A 19,629-nucleotide genomic window follows, 5' to 3' on the forward strand; every position below is an offset into this window, starting at 1 on the left:
GCCCCCGTAGGACGCCACCCCGAGTCCGACACCGGCGCCGCGCACCGGCAGGGATGCGACGGCAACGAGGTATCGACCGAGTCCCACGGCAGCTACTGCCTGGAACCTGCGCCGAACTGTCGCAGCACGAGCGCCGCCCCGCCCACGGTGACCAGCACCGGCCACTCGACCAGTCCCGCCGCACCGACGGCGGCCAAGGTGAGCGCGGCGGCGGGGGTCGAATGACTGCCGCTCTCCATGCCGGACCGGACTCCGCTCGCCGCCCCTCGGACTCCGCCGACCACACCGCCGATCGCGGCGCCTCCGACCGCACCGACCGCACTGGTCGTCGCGTTCGCAGCACCTGACACGGCGTGCACTGTGCCGTCGACGATTCGCATGACGAGCTCCCATCGGCCGTGGCCACTACCGCCGATGCACGGCGGATCATGTCTGCGGTACCCACCTCAGGGTATTCTCAACCGTCGCGCGCCGGGAACAGTTTCAGGGAACTCTCAGCGATTATCGGATACTGTTCTGCCCCATAGGAATTCGCTCGCCTTGTTCGGTTCGCCAGAATTCCCAGCCGTCGTGGGTTTCGATGTCTCCGCTGATGTGACTGGCAACGGCGGTCGCCGCCGTCGTGGGGTCGGGAAACCGGCGGCCCTGCATCGGACCGCGCATGATCTCCAGAGTCTGCGTGTCGGGGTCGAACCGTCCGACCAGCCGATAACCCTCGAAGTCAGCCACGACCTCGAGGCGGTTGTCGATCAGTTCCTCCAACGCCGCGGTCGCTTTGGCCGGCTTCTTCCGGGCGGATGCGCGGGCGGCGGCGTCGGCGCGCAACGTAGCCGCCGTCGTGGCGCGTTGCGCGTCGCTGTAGCGGCTGGGGTCCTTCTCCCCCGCCAGCCCGAGAAGATCCCAGCGCCCGCGACCGTGCGCGACCCGGCTCAGCGGGATCGCGTGGTGTCCGGTCCGCGTGCGGCCGGGGGTGTCCATCATCCACAGATCCACCTCGGCGCGGATGTCGTCGGCGACCTCGGACGAGGGCACGACGAAGAACTCCTCCGGCGAACTCGCGAGATCCACGAACACCCAGAACTGCGAGCCGGTGTCGTCGTCGTCGAGCGATTCGTCCTGTTTGCGGGCCTGCCAGTCACCGCTGAGCTTGGAGCGCACCCGCACGATGCAGCTCGTGCCGTCGTCGCCCCAGACCTGGACGGGGTTGCGTCGCGAGTGGGTGAGCCGGACTGCCTTGCCACCCCGTTCCACGACATCGGCGATGAAAGCCTGGATTCCCCGGCTGGCGGTGTCTTCCACTGTCTACGTGTCCGTCCCTGATTCTGCGTCCCGTACGCAGGTGGAGAGAGGTGTGGCGACGGGTTTGCGCAGCACGACTCGGCGTTCTTCTCCTCACCTTACGTGCCGAGCCCGGCGCACGGTGACTACCCGACCGCGCGGGCCGCTCCCGCCGCCTCGGCGAAGAACCACGACAACACCAGGGCACCGGGGTCCACGACGCCGCGCGCCGCCTCACCGATGTAGCTGGCCCGGCCGCGCCGCGCGGTGATGTCCGCGGTCGCCTCGGCGCCACGTGCGGCGGCGTCCGCGGCCTCGGCCAGACCGTCGGCCGGACTCTTCCCGGCCGGGGCGGCCGATTCGAGGGCGGCGACGGCCGGGGCGATGGCGTCGATCATCGTCTTGTCTCCGGGTTGCGCCCCGCCGAGTTCCTGGATCGTGTCGAGGCCCGCCCGTGCCGCGGCGGCGATCGCCTTCAGGTCCAGACCGTGCGGTGCGTCGGCGGCCACCCGGTAGAACTGCCGGAACCAGACACCGAACAGCGCGCCCGACGAGCCACCCGCATGACCGAGATAAGCGTCGGACAGTGACTCGAACACCGTCGGCGGGGAGTAGCTGTCGCGGATCCTGGGAACGTCGACGTGGTCGAGTGCGGCCGCCATGTTGGTGCCGAAGTCCCCGTCGCCTGCGCGGCGGTCGAGGTCGGTGAGGTTCGCCTCCTCGGCGAGCACCTTCTCCACGAACGCGCCGATCCACGCGCCCACCGCCGCACGGCCCAGCGTGTCGGCGGTGCCGGACACCTCCGGCTCGTCCTCACGGGAGGCGACGTTCGACCGGAACCGCACCTCGGATTCGTCTGCGATGCCGCGGAATTCACCGGCCGGGGCGTTGGGCCATCCCGGTGCGGCGGTCGGTGCGTCCCACAGGTCGAGGAGCTGGTCGTCGCAGCGCACCAGTGTGATGGATGCGCCGTCCATGTCGAGGGCGGTGACGAAGCTGCCGACCAGCGAGCGCCGGATCACCACACCCCGCTCCGCGAGGTGGTCGGCGAGCTCACCGAACAACAGTTGCAGCTCCAGCGGATGGGCCGCGCCGAGCCCGTTGACGATCGCGATCACCGGCTCGCCCCGCTCCACGCCGAGCGAGGCGAGCACGGGGTCGGTGAGCCGGCGGACCAGTTCGGCCGCCCCCATCGCGTCGACCCGTTCGGTTCCGCGTTCGCCGTGGATGCCTATCCCGAGTTCGATCTGCCCGTCGGGGAGGTCGAACGACGGCGCGTCCGCCCCCGGGACCGTGCACGCTCTCAGCGCGACCGCCATGCTGCGGGAATTCCGGGCGGTGCGTCGCCCGAACTCCGCGACGGTGGCGAGGTCGTCTCCGCGTTCGGCCGAAGCGCCGCAGATCTTCTCGACCGCGATCGTGGCCGCGGTGCCGCGACGTCCGGGCCCGTCCTCCCGTTCGGAGGCGACGTCGTCGTCGACGAGCACGTGCTCGACCGTGATGCCGTCCTCCGCCGCCAGTTCGCCGGCGATGCGGAAGTTGAGGACGTCGCCGGTGTAGTTCTTCACGATGTGCACGACGCCGCCGCCCGCGTCCACGGCCCGGGTGGCGGCCCGCACCTGCAGCGCGTTGGGCGAACTGAAGATGAGGCCGGGGCAGGCTCCGGTGAGCATGCCCCGGCCGACGAACCCGGCGTGCAGCGGTTCGTGCCCGGACCCGCCGCCCGACAGCAACGCGACCTGCCCGGACGGCAACGGTTCCCGCCGGGTGAGATATCCCGGTTCCGGATGCCATTCGAGGTCGTCGGTGGTGGCGACGGCCCCGCGGAGCGCGTCGACGACGAAGGACTTGGGCGAGTTCAGGAACTGTGGGTGCGCCATGCTCCCAGGCTAAGCGTCCGCATGTGAGTGCCGCGGCGTGCCGGAGGACACTGTGCCACTCACGTGGGAGGCGGCGGCCAGTGCTTCCTCGAACTCCCGCCGGCCCGACTGCGATCCGAGTAGGAGCGCGAGCCGGGTCAGGAATCCCTCGCGGTCCGACTCCTCCGCCTGGTCGAGCGCCTCCGACAGTCCCATCCACACGTTCTCGCGCAGCAACTCCTCCGGGTTCGCCGTCGTCTCCGTGTGCGCGGGGACGACGCCCAGCGTGGGGGCGGTCGCCGACTTCAGGTGCGCGTGCACGTCGCCGAGCAGCGACAGGTCGCGGACCCGGCACAGGACGAGCCCGTCCGGGCGGATCACGAAGCACTCACCCGCGGACGCGCCGAGGGCCTGCGCCAACGCGCCGTCGGGGTCGTCGAGGACCGTCAGGTCGGCCGCCCCGTCCACCGCCGCCCCCGGTGCCGGGACGACAACCGCCCGCACCGACTCGGGCGACAGCGCCATCGCGAGCGCAGACGCGTGCGCGGCAAGCATCCGAGCACCGGCCGGGTCGACTCCGACACCCAGCACCGCGAAACCCGTTCCCCGGACACGGTTCAGCGAAGACTCCACCGACCCCTCGGCGGTGACGACGCGCACGCGCCGATCCTCCATCGGATCCCCGGGCAGCACCCCGGTCGTCCCCTCGGCCACCGGCCACGTCAGCGGGGACAGATGCGCGTGCGTCGCACTCGACTGCCGCGGATTGACGAGGTGACCGAACTCCGGACGGGTCGTGGCCAGCGCCAGCACGGCGTCACGAGTGGTGCGGTAGCCGTGGCTGCCGGGCGACATGATGAGCGTCGACTTGCCCGCGTTGTCGACGTTCTGCTGCCAGGCGCCGCGACGCTCCGCCGAATACGCCTGCAGCAGGGCCTCGTCCGCGGTGCCGTGGACGACGGCGGCCAGGGTCCAGGCCAGGGTCTCGGCGTCCTCCATTCCGGAGTTCAGCCCGCGGACACCGAAGATCGGCACCAGGTGGGCTGCGTCGCCGGCGAACAGGATGCGACCGTGCGCGAAATCGTCCAGCGCGAGCGCGTGCGCTCGGTAGAAGCCGTGCCACTCGAGGGTCCACGGCACGTCGTTCTCGAGCCAGTCGAGGTGCCGGGTGATCCGGTCGCGGATGCGGTCTTCCTGCGTCTCGAGTTCGGCGTCGTCGGAGCTGTCGAGCTGGTAGTCGATGCGCCAGATGTCGCGGGGCTGCTGATGCATGATGATCGTCGAGCCGGGGTTGCTCGGCGGGTCGAACCACACCATCCGCTCGGCGGGCAGCGTCGATTCCCAGTGGATGTCGGCGATGACGTAATTGCCCTGATAGCTGTTTCCCTGCAACCGGATTCCGGCCAGTTCACGCATCCGGCTGCGACCGCCGTCGGCGGCCACCACCCAGCGCGCGCGCAGGCGGCGCGCACCGAATGCGGTGTCGACGTCGAGCGTCACGTCCTCGTCCGACCGCAGCACCCCGGCGACGCTCGACGACCAGTGGAACGTGATCAGCGGGTGCGCGAGCAGCGTGTCCGTCATGATCTGCTCGATCTCGGACTGCGACACGTTGACCATGGGCCCGCGGACGTCGTGGTCGCCGTGCGCCATCTCGAAGTGCAGCACCTGCTCGTCGCGGTAGAAGCTGCGCCCACCCACCCAGGGGAGCACGATCTTCTCGAGTTCCGGCCCGAAGCCGAGCCGGGCGGCCACCTCGAGGCTGTGCCGCGAGATACAAATGGCGCGGCTGCCGAACGACACCTGGTCGGCGGCCTCGAGCACGGTGACGGGGATGCCGCGCTGCGCGAGGCCGAGCGCCACGCCCATGCCGACCGGTCCCGCGCCCACGACGACGACGGGCAGGGCCTCGTCGGTTGCACCGGTCGACGCGAACTCCGTCGCCGGGTACTTCTGTGGCTGAAAGTAGGTGGACATGTCAGGCGGCCTCCGCTTCCCGGCGCTTGGTGTTGGTTTCCGGCAACAGCAGGATCGAGACGAGACTGACCACGGCGATCACCACGAAGTAGGCGGTGACGGCCGCCGAGGTGCCGAACGCTTCGAACAGCCACGTCGCCATGAACGGTGCGAGTCCACCGCCGAGGATGGCGCCGATCTGGTAGCCGAGAGACGCACCGCTGTAGCGGATGTGGGCGGGGAAGAGTTCCGCGAACAGTGCCGACTGCGGCCCCGCGGTGGTGCCGAGCACCGCCGCCATCACGATCATCGCGATCAGCATGACGGGGATCGACGCCGTGTCGATGAGTGGGAAGAACACCGCGGCCACGATCACGAGCGCGATCGAACTCCACGTGTACACGCGGCGCCGGCCGAGCACGTCCGACTTCCAGGCCGACACGGCCATGCCCGCCATCCAGACCGGGCACGCGACGATCAGCAGTGTGAGCATGGTGGCGCGGCTGTATCCGAGTTCCTTGGTGCCGTACGTCAGGACGTACACCATGAACACGTAGGCGATGCCGTTGGTCGCGATGAATGTGCCGGCCGCGAGCAGCACCGTCCGCCAGTTGCGGGTCAGCACCTCGACGATCGGCATCTTCACGATCGTGTCGCTCTCCTTGGCCTCCGCGAACGCCGGGGACTCGAAGACGCCGAGGCGAATCCACATCGCGACGCCGACGAGCACGGCGCTCATCAGGAACGGCACCCGCCAGCCCCACGTCTGGAACGCGTCGTCGGACAGCAACTGGGTGACGGCGAGGAACACGACGTTCGCCATGATCACTCCGGCCGGAACGCCCATCTGCGGTGCCGCGCCGTACAGGCCGCGCTTGCCTTCCGGGGCGTGTTCGGTGGCCATGAGCACCGCGCCGCCCCATTCGCCGCCGACGCCGATGCCCTGAACGAACCGCAACGCCACCAGCAGGATGGGTGCGGCCACGCCGATGGCCTCGAAGTTCGGGAGCAGGCCGATGCCGACGGTCGCGGCGCCCATCATGGTCAGCGACAGCACCAGCATCGACTTGCGTCCGATGCGGTCGCCGAAGTGCCCCATGACGACGCCGCCGATCGGGCGGGCGATGAAGCCGACCGCGAACGTGGCGAATGCGGCGAGCGTTCCGGCGAACGTCGACGCGCCGGGGAAGAACTGCGGTCCGATCACCAGGGCTGCGGCGGTGCCGTAGATGAAGAAGTCGTACCACTCGATCGCGGTACCGACGAAGCTCGACAGGACTGCCCTGCGCGCTTCCTTGTGGGACACCGGCGGTGTCGCCTCGGTGATTGCCGTCATCGTCTGCCTTCCCGGGTTCTGCTGCGCGCACACTCATCGCGCTACCGGAAAACAATGACCCGACTCACATACATCTGAAAAGCGGGACTATCCCCACATGAATTGCAGAAAAACCGTGGAAGGCGTGAATGCGCAGCTCAGGCAGTGACGAACCGGATGAATGCTCGCGCGACCCGGCTCAGCGTCGCCTCCTGATGCCACGCCACCACCACGGCCACCGACGCCGGTTTCGGGTCGGCGATCGGTTTCACGACGACGGGCAGACCCTCGTACGTGACGTCCACCCGGGGTCGCTGCAGCAGCAGCGTCCACCCCAGACCGCGTCCGACGAAGGCCCGCGCCGTCTCGAAGTTCGCGGTCCGATACGCCACCCGGGGCGCGAATCCGGCCTCCCGGCAGACGTCCATCGCATGGTTGGTGCTCGGTGGCGCGTCCAGCAGCACCATCGGGTGCTCGGCCAGATCCGCGAGGCGCACCGGCCCGTCGACTCCCGCCAGCGGATGCTCCGCGCCGAGCACCACCATCGGCTCGCGGGTCATGAGCGGCACCGTCTGCCACTCCGGGGACAGGTCGAGGTCGTAGACGATGGCGACGTCCAGTTCGCCGCCCTCGAGCTGCGTCCGCAACCGGTTCTGCGTGTCTTCCCGGAACTCCACGGACGCCCGCGGGTACTCCGCGGTGAACGCGTACAACATCGACGGCAGGATCGTCGGGCCGAGCGCCGGGTAGCAGCCGACGGCGATCGGCCCCGCGACGACACCGCCCTCCCCGGATGCGTCGGCCTGCAACTCCCCCGCCTGCTGCAACAGGGCACGCGCCCGCGACAGCACCGCCTCCCCCGTCGGGGTCAGCTGCACACCGCGGGCGCGCCGGCGCACACACAACTGCGCCTTCAGGGCCTTCTCCAGATCCGTCACCGCCGCGGACAACGCCGACTGCGACAGGTGCATCCGCTCGGCCGCACCACTGATCGTCCCGGTCTCCGCCACCGCCACGAACGCCGCCAGCTGGCGCATCGTGTACACGGGGACGTTGTCGGGGCGGGGCATGCAAGAACGGTAGCGCGGACAATTCAGTGTCCGGTGGCCGCCGGGACCTGCGCGAGCACCTCCCGGGTGGCGGCGACCAGCCGCGCGAGCCACGCGTCCGTGCCGACGGCCCGCCGGAGCGGCTCGTTGGGGAGTTCGATGCTCACCGGCAGGCCCGCCGGCAACGTCGACCAGATGTCGGCGAGCGGGATGCCACCCGACCCCGGAACCAGCCGCTCTTCGCGGGCCTGACGGATCAGTTCGGCGTCGTCCGTGGGCGCAGGCACCGAGCCGTCGCACATCTGGGCGTAGTGCAGCCACTCCCGGGGGATCGCCGCCAGGTCGTCGAGCGTGGTGCTCGACCGTCCGACGTGCAGCCCGTCCACCAGCACGCTGCGCGCCGGCCCGTCGGCCTGCGACACGATCTCGACCGCGGTGGCCGCGTCGGGCACGGCCGTCCACGGCATGAACTCGAGGCTCGCGACGATGCCGTACTGCGCGCACAGTTCCGCGAGCCGGGTGTAGGAGTCGGTGAGCCGGGCGCGGTCGCGGTCGTCGCCGCCGACGAGCACCGCCTTCGCGCCGAGGCGTGCGCCCGCCTCGAGTAGCGGAACGTACGACTTCGGGTCGAAATCGGCTCCCAGCCGGATGATTTCGAGGTCGAACACCTCGATCGGCGAATCGTCGAGACGACGGATCAGCGCGTCGAGGGCGGCGTCGTCCTCGTGCAGCGGGTAGGCGGTGGTGCCGGGCGCGGCGGGCAGCAGCCGGATGCCGATGGTGTCGAAGCCGTGCTTCTCGGCGAGGTCCACCTGCCGCAGCGGCGCGGTGTCGAGCACGGTGAGTGCGGCAAGGCCGAGTGGGGCGGTCATCGCAGATCTCCTGTCGTCGAGGCGAGGCGGCGACCGGTGAGGTAGCCGAAGGTCATGGCCGGGCCGAGGTTGATGCCGCCGGACGGGTAGTGGCCGCCCATGACGCTGGACTGGTCGACCCCGACGGCGAACAGCCCGTCGATCGGCTGGTCGTCGTCGTTCAGCACCCGGGACGCCCTGTCGGTGACCAGACCGGCGAACGTGCCGAAGCTGCCGGGGACTACCTTGACCGCGTAGAACGGGCCTTCCTCGAGCGGTGCGAGGGAGGCGTTGGGCCACGGATTGTCGGCGTCCCCGGAGCCGACGGTGAACGGGGTGGTGCCACGACCGAACTCGGGGTCGACACCGTCGCGGGCGCCCTCGTTGAACGCTGCGACCGTCTTCTCCAGGCCGTCGGGGTCGACGCCGATCTTCTCGGCCAGCTCGCGCACCGTGCGGCCGCGGGTGAGGTAGCCGGACTTCAGGTACGGCCACGTGGGGATCGGCAGCGGCTTGGCCATGCCGAGCGGGAAGTACCGCAGGTACCGCTGGTCGGCGATCAACCAGGAGCAGACCTCTTCGCCGTCGGGGACCTGTTCGACCATCGCAAGGGTGTAGTCGTGGTAGCCGAGGGCCTCGTTGACGAAGCGGCGGCCGTCGGCGAGAACGCCGATGGCGCCGGGCTTTCCGCGGTCGAGGATGTGCGGGAACACGCCCTCCTTGCCGTTGCGGTACCGGATGATCGACACCGGGCAGTACGCCACCGGCGACGCGACCGAGCGGTCGAGTCGCCCGCCGACCGACTCGCCGAGGGTGATGCCGTCGCCGGTGGTCGTGGACGGGGTGAGGGTCCAGTGTTCGCGGCCCGTGGGTGTGCGGGGAAAGAGTTCGCGGCGCCGGTCGACGTCGCGACTGAAGCCGCCCGTCGCGAGGACGACTCCGCGGCGGGCGGACACGGAGTAGGCCCCGTCCGGGCCCTCCAGCCGGACACCGGTGACGGTGCCCGCGGAGTCGGTGGTCAGCGCGGTGGCCGCCGTGTTCACGCGGATCTCGACGCCGGCGTCGAGCGCCGACCGCAGCAGCCGGCCGACGAGCGCGGTGCCGTTGACGAGTTGCTGGCCGCGGCGTGTGATGGCGAGGTCGAGCAGGTGCGTGGACACCCTGCGGGCGCAGTGCACGAACGCCTTCGCCGAACGCGTCGAGTGCAGGAAGGCCTGCAGGTCCGGGCCGGCCATGATGCCCATACCGAGGAACGACGTCTCGTAGAGCTGCCGCCGGAGCAGCGCCGCGACGTCGGGGCCGAGCTTCCGGAGGCTCACCGGTTTCGGCCCGACGGAGCGGTGGCCCGTGCCCGCACCCGGTGTGTCGCCGTGGATGTCGGCGATCTTCGCGCCCGGAACGAACTGCAGCGCCGTCTTCTTCTCGAAGAACTCGACCATCTCGGGTGCGCCGTCGAGCAGGGCGTCGACCTTGGCGGCGTCGAAGTTCTCGCCGAGTCGGTGCTCGAGATAGGTGCGCGGCAGCGAGCGGTCCTCGTTCACGCCGTCGGCCTGCGCGAACAGGTTCCGCGGCGTCCACATCCAGCCGCCGGACCACGCTGTCGCGCCGCCGCACGTGTCCGCCTTCTCGACGACGAGGACGGAGGCTCCCCCGTCGGCTGCGGCGACGGCGGCGGACAGACCGCCCGCTCCGGACCCGATGACGACGACGTCATAGGTGGCGATGGTGTGTTCGGGGGTCATAGCGTCTCCTGAGCGGATGTCGTTGCGAAAGTCGGTGCGGGCGTGAGGTCGACGACCCGGCCGGTGCGCGAAGACTCGTAGATCGCCGCGATGATCGCCAGCGAGGCGCGCGCGTCACGTCCGGTGACGGCAGGGTCGCGACCGGCCAGGACGGCGTCCGCGAAATCCTGCACCTGGAGTGTGTGGAAGTCGGCGAGTCCGGCATTGACTTCCGTGACGTCGAGATTGGCACGGATGTCGGGTGTGAACGGGGCACGGAACTCCACTTCGCCGGGGACCGTCCAGATCTCGTTGACGCCCTCCCGGCCCTCCGGGAACTCCAGGACGCTCGCAATCGCACCGGTCTGCCCCATCACGGTGACCCGGTTGCCGAGGTTGTGGTTGGCGCCGGTGGTCGCGGTGACGGTAGCCGTGCCGCCCGACGCGAACGAGACGACGGCGGACGCGCTGTCCTCGGTCTCGATGTGGTCGCCGTGTGTGTGGGTGCGGATGAAGCCGCTCACCGACACGGCCTCACCCATGAACCACTGGAGCATGTCGATCTGGTGGACGGCCTGGGTCATCAGGACACCGCCGCCGTCGGTGTCCCACCGTCCGCGCCACTCGTCGGCGGAGTAGTAGGACGACGGGCGGTGGAGAAGCACCGACGCCTCACCGAGCATCGGAATGCCGATCCGGCCGTCGTCGATGGCCGTCCTGATCCGCCGTGCGGCCGGCCAGAACCGGCGCTGGAACAGCACACCGAACGTGATGCCCGCGCGGTCGGCGGCCGCGATCATCCGGTCGGCCGCGGCGACGTCGACCGCGATCGGCTTCTCGCACAGCACGTGGATCCCGGCCTCCGCCGCAGCGACGACCACTTGCTCGTGCACCGGATGCGGGGTGCAGACGGTGCACGCATCGAGGCCGAGGGCGATCAACTCCTCCACCGAACCGACGGCCCGCGCGATGTCATGCGCGGATGCGAACTCGCGGGCGCGGTCGACGTCAGGGTCGCAGCAGCCGACCAGCTCGACGCCGGGCACCTGCTGCAGGGCCCGGGCGTGGTTGCCGGCGATCTTTCCGCAGCCGACGATGCCGATTCGTAGTGCCATCAGTAGTGCTCCTCGGTTTCGACGTCCCGGGCCGCGGACTCGCCGCGGTCGAGACGGTTCAGGGCGTCGACGTCCGCGGCGGTGAGCCGCACGTCGAGGGCGGCCAGGTTCTCGGCCTGGCGGGCGGGATTCGCGGATCTCGCGACCGGCACGACACCCTGCGCGAAGTGCCAGGCCAGGACCACCTGTGCGGGGGTGCGGTCGAGGCGCCGGGCGATGTCGGTGACCACAGGCGAGTCGAGCACCTCGCCGCGGCCCAGCGGGCTCCACGACTGCGTGAACACGCCGAGTTCGTCGTTCGCGCGCCGGACGGGCAGCCGGGCGAGCGACGGGTCCATCTGGATCTGGTTGACCGCGGGCGCTTCTCCGGTTTCGGTGACGACGCGACGCAGGTGCGTCTCCAGGAAATTGGAGACGCCGACGTAGCGGACGAGGCCGGCGTCGCGGCACGCGAGCATCGCCTCGAACGCCGCCACGTACCTGTCGTGGCGGGGCAGCGGCCAGTGGATGAGGAACAGGTCGAGCCGATCGAGTCCCAGATTCTTCAGGCTCCGCTCGACCGCGCCGCGGATGTCACCCGACACGTGATCGCTCCCACGCAGTTTCGTGGTGACGAACAGCTCCTCGCGGGGCAATCCACACTCCGCGAGCGCCACACCCACGGCGTCCTCGTTGTCGTAGATCGTGGCGGTGTCGACGAGCCGGTAGCCGGCTTCGATGCCGGACAGCACGGCCCGGGTGGCGTCCGGGCCGGTCAGTGGCCAGGTCCCGAGACCGAGGGGCGGGATGTCCATCACGCGCTGACCTCCTCGCGGGCTTCGGCGGCCGCGGTGATCTTCGCGGCGACGTCGGCTGCGGTGACGAGAGCGGCGTGGATGGAGCCGCCGTCGCCACTCGCGTCACCGACCGTGTGGACGCCGAGTCGCGGTGCCAGCGCCCGCACTGCGGCGAGCAGGTCGGTGCGCGGCTCGACGCCGTGCGACATCAGCAGTTCGCCGGGAGCGTCCACCACCCGCTCGTCCCCGGCGGTCGAGATCACCACCCGGTCTTCCTCGATCCGCGTCACGATCGACGACAGGTGGGTGGTGAGGTTCGCACTCGCCGCGAGCCGCGGCAGCAGCACGATCTTGCCGCGTCGGCCGACGTCGTGGGCGATCGTCTCCTGCGGGCCGATCATGACCACCTCCGTGCCGTGCTGGAGCAGGTCGTCGGCGACCGCGGCCGCTTCCCGGTCGGCGCCGAAGATCGTGACCGCCTCGGGTGCAGGGTCTCCGGCTTCCAGGAACTCGCGAACGTCGCGGACCCTCCGGGTGTCGGCCCCGGGGAGGTCGACCTCGGGTCCGCGGCCGCCCGTTGCGAGCACGACGGCGTCGAAGTCGAGTTCCGCCAGTGCGGCGGCGTCGACCCGCGCGCCGGTGTGGCAGGTGATGTCGAGGTCGGCGATCTCGGCGAGGTACCAGTCGACGATCCGTGAGTACTCGGGGTACTCGTGCAGTCGCGAGGCCAGCGCAAAATCGCCACCGAAACTGCCGCGTTCGTCGTACAGGTCGACGCGGTGCCCGGCGAGCGCGAGGTCGCGGGCGGCAGCCATCCCCGACGGCCCGCCGCCGACGACGGCGACACGCACCGCCACGTCCGCCGGCTTCGACGGCTGCTCGAGTTCGCGGCCCACCCACGGATTGACCGAGCACGGAACGGGTCCGGCGGCGAGGCTGTCGATGCAGTAGTTGCAGGCGATGCAGGGCCGGTACCGGCCGCCGTCCAGCGCGCGGTTCGGGAAGTCCGGGTCCGCGTGCAGGGTGCGGGCCATGCTGACGAAGTCGGCCTGCCCGGATGCGATGATCTGCGCTGCGACCTCGGGTGAGCTGATCCGGCCTGCGACTCCGACGGGGAGGTCGAAGTCCCGCGTGTACTGCTCGGAGAACGGGGCGAGGAGTCCGCGCGGCCACTCGCCGGGTTGGATGATCCACTGCCCGGATTCGTAGTTGCCGGCGGAGACGTCGAGGAAGTCGAGCCGGTCGGTGTCTATCGCGTCGATGCGGGCGCGGGTCGTCTCGGCGTCGAGACCGCCGTCGACGGCCTCGAACGCCGAGAATCGCAGTCCGAGCGCGATACCCGGTGCCATTGTGCGAACCCTTTCGATCACCCTGTTGACGAACAGCGCCGGATCGGCCCACTCGTCGTCGCGGTGGTTGTACGCCGGCGAGAGGAACTGGTGGATGAGATAGCCGTGACCGCCGTGCAGCGAGATCACGTCGACCCCGGCCTGCTGACAGCGCGCGGCGGCCTCGCCGAAGCATTCGATGATGTGCTCGATGTCGTCGCCGTCGAGTTGCTCGGGCATTTCGCCGCCGACCACCGCGCACGGGATCGGTGACGGTGCGACGGGGACGAATCCGCTGACGGAACCCTGCGCGGTGCGGCCGCCGTGATTGAGTTCGACGCCGACGAGCGCGCCGTGCGCGTGGATCGCCTCGGCCATCTTCGCGATGCCCGGGATGCGTTCGTCGACGTCCACGCCCATCTGCCGGACACGGCCCTTGCCGTCGGCCCGCACGTAGCTGGCCTCGGTGAAGACGAGTGCTGCGCCGCCCGCCGCACGGCGCTCGAGGTACGCGATGTACTCGTCGGTCATCGTGCCGTCGACCTCGCAGTAGTTGCGCTCCATCGGCGCCGACACGAAGCGGTTGCGCAGTCGTACGTTACCCAGGTCGAGTGGTGCGGCGAACGGACGCGCGGTCATCGGGACTCCTCGAGTACGGTCGGGGCGCACTGATCGGCGAGCAGTTCGCCGAGGTGACGTCGCATGCGGTCGGGGTCGGGCGTGACCCCGGTGAGGAGGGCGAACGTGTCGGCCGCCTGAGCGACGAGCATCTGACCGCCGTCGAGCACGTCGCAGCCGAGAGCGGTTGCTGCCGCGACGAGTTCGGTCCGCAGGGGGCGGTAGACGATGTCGGCGACCCACAGTCCGGGATGGAGCGCGTCGGTGTCGAACGGCGTTCCAGGATGCCCGACCATGCCGATCGGTGAGGCGTTGACGACGCCGTCGCAGTGCTCCAGGTTCGCTTCGATCGCGTCGAGGGGGATGGCCGTGACCCGCGTCTGCGGGAAGGCCGCCGCGAGGCGCGCGCAGACGTCCGCCGCACGGGCCGGGTCGAGGTCGGCGACCCGCAGGTCCGCCACTCCGGCGGCGGCGAGCGCGTAGGCGACGGCCGAACCGGCACCGCCCGCACCGGCGAGGACGACGCGGCCGAGCGCAGCGTCGGGCAGTCCCCGGCGCAGCGCCGCGAGGAATCCGCTGTGATCGGTGTTGTGACCGATCAGCCGCCCGTCACGGACGACGACGGTGTTGACGGCGCCGAGAAGTCTTGCGTTGTCGGACAATTCGTCGAGGGAGTCGACGACCACCTGCTTGCACGGGTGGGTGACGTTGAGTCCGGTGCAACCCGCTGCGACGGCCTGCCGCAGCGTGTCGCCGGAACTGTCGACGGGGATGCCCTCCGCCGCGACATCGATCAGGTCGTAGCGGTAGTCGGTCAGGCCGAGGGCGACGGCCTCGTGTTCGTGCAGCGCCGGCGACAGGGACGTGGCGATCCCTGCCCCGGCGAGGCGGATCCGGTGCCGGGTGGATACGGGGTGCATGAAAATCTCCTGCAATGGTGAAGGTCCGGGCAGGTCAGGCGTCGTTGCGGACGAGCGCCTGGTGCCGGGTGCCGACCGTCGTCGTGCCGGGTTCGCCGAGCTGATCGGTGGGGGTGCGGTACGTCTCGGGACCGGTGAGCGCGGCGACCGACGACAGCAGCGCGAAGCCCAGGCACATCCAGGCGACCGGGGTCCAGTTCGCGGTGTCGCCCGCCGACAGCCACTGCGCGATGGCCGGGGTGAAGCCGGCGACCAGCAGTCCCAGCATGAGGCTCACGGCCATTCCGGTGTACCGGACCTTGGCGGGGAACTGCTCGGGGAAGTACGCCGGGTACACGCCGTTGGGCATCGCGTAGAACAGGCCGATCAGGACGATGCCGGCCGCGAACACCATCGGCGCGCTACCCGTTCCGATCGCGTGGAAGAACACGAACACCATGCCGGCGGCACCGACGGCGCCCGTCACGAACACCGGTTTGCGGCCGATCTGGTCGGCGAGCATTCCGAACAGCGGCTGGGTGAGGACCGCGACGAAGTTGGCGACGGCGATGGCCCACAGCATCGTGGAGCGTTCGAGCCCGGCGACCTGCACGGCGTACGCCAGCGCGAAGACGTTGACGATGGTGTTGATCATCGCGAATGTCGCGCTGAGGCTGATGCGGATCACGGTGCGCCAGTGCGAGCGGAACATCTCGACGACGGGGATGCCGGCCGTGTCGTCGTGTTCCTTCAGCTCTTCGAAGACCTCCGGCTCGTCGAGCTTGCGACGCAGCCAGACCGCAACACCCGTCACGAAGATGCTGAGCAGGAAGGGCACACGCCAGCCCCACGAGTAGAGCGCGTCGTCCGGCAGCGCGGCCACGGGAATGAACACCAGGCTCGAGATGACGATGCCGAACATGATGCCGCTCATGGTGAACGAGGTGTAGAACGAGCGACGGTTGTCCGGTGCGTGTTCGAGCGTCAGCGCGGACGATCCTGGCGATTCGCCGCCGGCGGACAGGCCCTGCAGCAATCGCAGGAGCACCAGGATGATGGGCGCGGCGATACCGATCTGGTGGTACGTGGGCAGGCAGCCGACGACCACGGTCGCGATACCCATGAGCAGGAGGCACGCCAGCAGCGAATTCTTGCGCCCGTATCGATCCCCGAGATGTCCCCACAGCACTGCGCCGAGTGGACGCGCGATGTACGCCACACCGAGCGTGCCGATCGACAGCAGGGTCGCCGTGGCTCCTCCGCCCGGGAAGAAGATCCGCGGGAAGACCAGTGCTGCCGCGGACCCGTAGATGAAGAAGTCGTAGTACTCGAGCGTGCTGCCGAGGAATCCCGAGACGGCGGCCCGGCGGGCGTTCTCGTTCGGTTGTCCCCCGGTGTCGCGAGTAGACGTGCTTGCCATGGTGTTCCTTTCGTCCCAGGGATCCGGTGCGCCGCGAGGCTTCTTCGGAGGTGATCCACCTCACACGAAGTTCCGGACCGTGACGAGCGTGTCATGGCGGACTATGCGCAGTCCAGCGCAAAAAAAGTCTTAGATATAGACCGAAAACATCCTAATCGGGAGTCGGGAGAATGTCCTCCGATACCGCGAGGGCCACCCGGAGCGCGTCGGAGACCCGACGCGGTGACCAGGCGAGTCCGTGGTTCATGTAGATCGGCTCGCCGGTGAGCGGCACGAACACCGTGCCCGGGGGCGTGAGCGCGGCAATGCCCGACGTCATGAGCGCCACGCCGACACCCGTCGCCACCAGCATCAGGATCATGTACGGGTCGGTGATCTCCTGCACCACGCGGGGACGGAATCCCGCATCGACGCATGCCCGCATCGCGACCTCCTGCAATGCCGAGCCGGCCGACAGCGGTGTCGTGACGAACCCGTCTTCGGCGAGGTCGCGCAGGTCGATCTCCGGCTCCGACGCGAGCGGGTGGTCCGCCGGGAGCACCGCTCCGAACGGCTCGCGGCGGATCAACCGGGTGGACACCGAGGCCGTCTCGACGGGAAGTCCGACGAACGCGAGATCGAGTGCGCCACTGTCGAGTTGAGTGATGGCGTCACGGGTCATGATGCGGCCGACGAGGGTGAGTTCGATGTCGGGATAGCGCTGCCGGAGTGCGCGGGTGAGCGGGGGCAGGGACAGATGATTGAGCACGCCGGTGAAGCCGATCTTGATGCGGCCGTACACGCCTCCGGCGGACGCGCGGGTGGCCTGCCGCGCGATGTCGACACTCTCGAGAATGCGGTAGGCGTGCGGCAGGAAGGTGTGGCCGGCAGATGTCAGGGCGACGCTGCGGGTGCTCCGCTCGAACAACGGCACGCCGATGTCTTTCTCGAGTTTGCGCACCGTTTGACTCAGCGGCGACTGGGCCATCTGGAGCCGCGCGGCGGCCCTGCCGAAATGCAGTTCTTCGGCGACGGCGACGAACGCTTGCAGCCAGCGAATCTCCATCGGATTCCCTTCGGCGAGTTTGACGAGTGTGGCTCAGCCCATATATTCCAATTCGTACACAGTGCGAAACCGATCATTCTGATTTCGCACATAGAACAAGACTAATGCGCACACAGTCGCGAGGAGAAACCACCATGGCCACGTATCCCGAGGGCGCGACCGCGCTCGTCACCGGCGGCGCGAGCGGAATCGGTGCGGCGTGCGCGAAACGCCTCGCCGGCGCCGGGGTCCGCGTCGTCACCGCCGACGTCGCCACGGGGTCCGACGAGCACCTCGACGTCACCGACGCCGACGCCGTCCAGAAGCTCGCCGCCCGGCTCGGCCGCGTCGACATCCTCGTCAACAGCGCCGGTGTCGTGGGACCGTCCACTCCCCTGGTGGACGTCGACCTCGAGGACTGGCGCCGCACGTTCCGGATCAACGTCGACGGGACGTTCCTCCTCTGCCGCGCGTTCGTGCCGGCCATGACCGACGCGGGCTGGGGAAGGGTCGTGAATCTGGCGAGCATCGCCGCGAAGGACGGAAATCCCAACCAGAGCGCCTACTCGGCGTCGAAGGCGGCCGTGATCGCGCTGACGAAATCGCTCGGCAAGGAGGTCGCGCAAACCGGTGTCCTGGCCAACGTGGTGGCACCCGCCGCAGTGGAGAGCCCGATGAATGCCGGCACCGACCCGGCGATCCTCGCGCGGTCGCAGAGCCTGACCCCGATGGCCCGGATGGGACGGCCCGAGGAGATCGCCGAACTCGTCGCATGGCTGTGCTCGGAGGCGCTCAGCTTCTCGACCGGGGCCGTCTACGACGCCAGCGGTGGCAGGGCGTCGTACTAGCGGGACACTCGCTCACAGCCAGTGCGGGGGCTCCGGGATCTCTCCGCCTGAGCCGAGTCCGACGGCGCCGCGTCCGGCGGCCCACCGCACGACTGCGGCGAGGGGCCCGGACACCTTGTCGGCAGGCGGTGAATCCTGCTGCACGGCAACCGGTTCACCTCCGTCGACCGCGAGTATCAGGCCGGCGCCGAGGTCCTTGCGCCGCCACATCCCGACGATGTCGGTGAGCAGCGACTCGAGGACGACGTCGGGGAAGTTGCCGAACCGGCCGCCGTTGCCGAGGTCCACCGCGTGGATCCACACCTCCCGGGTGCGCATCCACGCCGTCTCCGACACCGGCACCAGACGGCCCTGCGCGGTGCGGACCTGCGCATCCCACGCCGAGGCGGGCAGGTTGCGCCACTTCTCGTCGAGCCGGGCGACGGTGTGGTCGAACAGGTTCCGCAACGCCGCCGCCGACAGGGTGGCGCCCTCGGCGATCTCCCGGCCCCGCTGCTCCGGCGACGCATACATCGGGGTCTGCACCCCGGTGGCGGCCCAGTCCAGCAGCCGGCACAATGCGGCGGCGTTGTAGCCGACGTGCGCGAGCAGATGTCGCCGCGACCACCCCGCCAACCCGGTCGGCTCGGACAACTGCTCGTCGGACAGTTCGGCGAGGCGTTGCGCGAAGTACGCGGTGCCGCGGCGCGCGATCAGCAGCCGCTCGGACAAGTCGAGATCGTGGAAACCCACCGGGTGCACCCCTACTTGACGATCGTCGTGTTGCGGACGGTGCCCAGGCCCTCGATGGTGACCTCGACGGTCTGCCCGTCCTGAATGTAGAGCCCGGGCTTACGGGCGTGCCCGACCCCGCCCGGGGTGCCGGTGATCACCACGTCACCGGGCTGCAACGTCACGATGTGCGAGATGTACTCCACCAACTTGGCCGGGGTGAACACCAGATCGTCGGTGGTGGTGGACTGCACCACCTGCCCCTCCAGGGTGGTGACCAGGGTCCCACCGAACGTGTACGAGTCGGTGGTCGTCAGGAACGGCCCGAAACCGCTGGTCTTCTCGAACGTCTTGCCCTGATCCCACTGCAGCGTCCGGTACTGGTAGTCGCGCATCGTGTAATCGTTCATCACCGAATACCCGGCGATATAGGACTCCGCGTCGGCCTCCGGCACCTGGTACGCCTGCCTGCCGACGACGAACGCCAACTCCCCCTCCCAATCCAACTGGGCGGCGGCATACGACGGGACGATCACGTCGTCGTACGGACCGGTCAGCGCCTCCTTGAACTTCGCGAACAGGGTCGGGTACTCGGGCAGGTCCCGGCCCATCTCCTGGATGTGGTTGGCGTAGTTCAAGCCGACGCAGATGATCTTCCCCGGGTGCGGGACCACCGGGGCGTAATCCGCCCCCGCGAGGTCGACGACGTCACCGGACGCGCTCTGCGCGACCGTTTCCCAGTCCGGGTCGGCCAGCAGCGCGGACAGGTCCGGGTACGCGTCGATGATCGTGGCGGCGGTGTCGGAATCGACGCGGACGGCGACGGTGGCACCGTTGCGGCGCAGGGTGGCAAGCTTCATG

At 69.6% G+C, this 19,629-nt stretch carries 17 protein-coding genes; 1 reads left to right on the top strand and 16 read right to left on the bottom strand.

Features of this window, described 5'->3' with window-relative positions:
* Positions 1 to 92 precede the first annotated feature (92 nt).
* The 14 genes from CJ177_RS41040 to CJ177_RS41105 form a co-directional block, all read right to left on the bottom strand.
* Positions 93 to 380: a hypothetical protein gene (locus tag CJ177_RS41040; RefSeq protein WP_005252344.1), complete on the bottom strand. Its 288-nt coding sequence runs from the start codon at positions 378 to 380 to the stop codon at positions 93 to 95.
* Between the two features lie 121 nt (positions 381 to 501).
* A complete protein-coding gene (locus CJ177_RS41045; RefSeq protein WP_061700559.1) occupies positions 502 to 1,299 on the bottom strand; it encodes a hypothetical protein in 798 nt (265 codons plus the stop codon).
* A gap of 125 nt (positions 1,300 to 1,424) precedes the next feature.
* The gene (gene dhaL / locus CJ177_RS41050; protein WP_095870386.1) at positions 1,425 to 3,158 is read right to left on the bottom strand and encodes a dihydroxyacetone kinase subunit DhaL; all 1,734 of its coding nucleotides are present in this window, start codon (positions 3,156 to 3,158) and stop codon (positions 1,425 to 1,427) included.
* 9 nt (positions 3,159 to 3,167) lie between these two features.
* Positions 3,168 to 5,114 (bottom strand): FAD-dependent monooxygenase, encoded by a 1,947-nt coding sequence (locus CJ177_RS41055; protein WP_095870387.1) that lies wholly within the window; start codon positions 5,112 to 5,114, stop codon positions 3,168 to 3,170.
* 1 nt (position 5,115) lies between these two features.
* The gene (locus tag CJ177_RS41060) at positions 5,116 to 6,429 is read right to left on the bottom strand and encodes an MFS transporter (protein ID WP_095870388.1); all 1,314 of its coding nucleotides are present in this window, start codon (positions 6,427 to 6,429) and stop codon (positions 5,116 to 5,118) included.
* A 137-nt stretch (positions 6,430 to 6,566) separates the two neighbouring features.
* Positions 6,567 to 7,478, bottom strand: coding sequence for a LysR substrate-binding domain-containing protein (locus tag CJ177_RS41065; RefSeq protein ID WP_095870389.1), 912 nt, complete (start codon positions 7,476 to 7,478; stop codon positions 6,567 to 6,569).
* A 23-nt stretch (positions 7,479 to 7,501) separates the two neighbouring features.
* Complete coding sequence (locus tag CJ177_RS41070) at positions 7,502 to 8,329, bottom strand: sugar phosphate isomerase/epimerase (protein WP_095870390.1); 828 nt, start codon at positions 8,327 to 8,329, stop codon at positions 7,502 to 7,504.
* A complete protein-coding gene (locus CJ177_RS41075) occupies positions 8,326 to 10,050 on the bottom strand; it encodes an FAD-dependent oxidoreductase (RefSeq protein WP_005252334.1) in 1,725 nt (574 codons plus the stop codon). The genes CJ177_RS41070 and CJ177_RS41075 overlap by 4 nt, the downstream gene beginning before the upstream one ends.
* Complete coding sequence (locus tag CJ177_RS41080) at positions 10,047 to 11,144, bottom strand: Gfo/Idh/MocA family protein (protein ID WP_095870391.1); 1,098 nt, start codon at positions 11,142 to 11,144, stop codon at positions 10,047 to 10,049. The genes CJ177_RS41075 and CJ177_RS41080 overlap by 4 nt, the downstream gene beginning before the upstream one ends.
* Positions 11,144 to 11,938: an aldo/keto reductase gene (locus tag CJ177_RS41085; protein ID WP_061044348.1), complete on the bottom strand. Its 795-nt coding sequence runs from the start codon at positions 11,936 to 11,938 to the stop codon at positions 11,144 to 11,146. Before CJ177_RS41085 ends, CJ177_RS41080 begins: the two co-directional genes overlap by 1 nt.
* Positions 11,938 to 13,887 carry an FAD-dependent oxidoreductase gene (locus tag CJ177_RS41090; RefSeq protein ID WP_095870392.1) on the bottom strand — a complete coding sequence of 650 codons (1,950 nt, stop codon included), beginning with the start codon at positions 13,885 to 13,887 and terminating at the stop codon, positions 11,938 to 11,940. Before CJ177_RS41090 ends, CJ177_RS41085 begins: the two co-directional genes overlap by 1 nt.
* Entirely contained in the window at positions 13,884 to 14,786 is a 903-nt protein-coding gene (locus CJ177_RS41095) for a shikimate dehydrogenase (RefSeq protein ID WP_095870393.1), read from the bottom strand. Before CJ177_RS41095 ends, CJ177_RS41090 begins: the two co-directional genes overlap by 4 nt.
* Positions 14,787 to 14,820: 34 nt before the next feature.
* Entirely contained in the window at positions 14,821 to 16,185 is a 1,365-nt protein-coding gene (locus CJ177_RS41100) for an MFS transporter (RefSeq protein ID WP_095870394.1), read from the bottom strand.
* Positions 16,186 to 16,336: 151 nt separating this feature from the next.
* On the bottom strand, positions 16,337 to 17,230 hold the full coding sequence (locus CJ177_RS41105; RefSeq protein WP_005252314.1) for a LysR family transcriptional regulator: 894 nt from the start codon (positions 17,228 to 17,230) through the stop codon (positions 16,337 to 16,339).
* Positions 17,231 to 17,364: 134 nt separating this feature from the next.
* On the opposite strand from CJ177_RS41105, the gene CJ177_RS41110 reads away from it, so the two are divergent.
* Positions 17,365 to 18,057: an SDR family NAD(P)-dependent oxidoreductase gene (locus tag CJ177_RS41110; RefSeq protein WP_095870395.1), complete on the top strand. Its 693-nt coding sequence runs from the start codon at positions 17,365 to 17,367 to the stop codon at positions 18,055 to 18,057.
* A gap of 12 nt (positions 18,058 to 18,069) precedes the next feature.
* On the opposite strand, the gene CJ177_RS41115 is transcribed toward CJ177_RS41110, so the two are convergent.
* Positions 18,070 to 18,789 carry a maleylpyruvate isomerase family mycothiol-dependent enzyme gene (locus CJ177_RS41115; protein WP_095870422.1) on the bottom strand — a complete coding sequence of 240 codons (720 nt, stop codon included), beginning with the start codon at positions 18,787 to 18,789 and terminating at the stop codon, positions 18,070 to 18,072.
* 11 nt (positions 18,790 to 18,800) lie between these two features.
* On the bottom strand, positions 18,801 to 19,628 hold the full coding sequence (locus CJ177_RS41120; RefSeq protein WP_095870396.1) for a fumarylacetoacetate hydrolase family protein: 828 nt from the start codon (positions 19,626 to 19,628) through the stop codon (positions 18,801 to 18,803).
* Position 19,629: the final 1 nt, after the last annotated feature.

This window comes from Rhodococcus sp. ACPA1 (assembly GCF_002300195.1).
GTDB lineage: Bacteria > Actinomycetota > Actinomycetes > Mycobacteriales > Mycobacteriaceae > Rhodococcus_F > Rhodococcus_F opacus.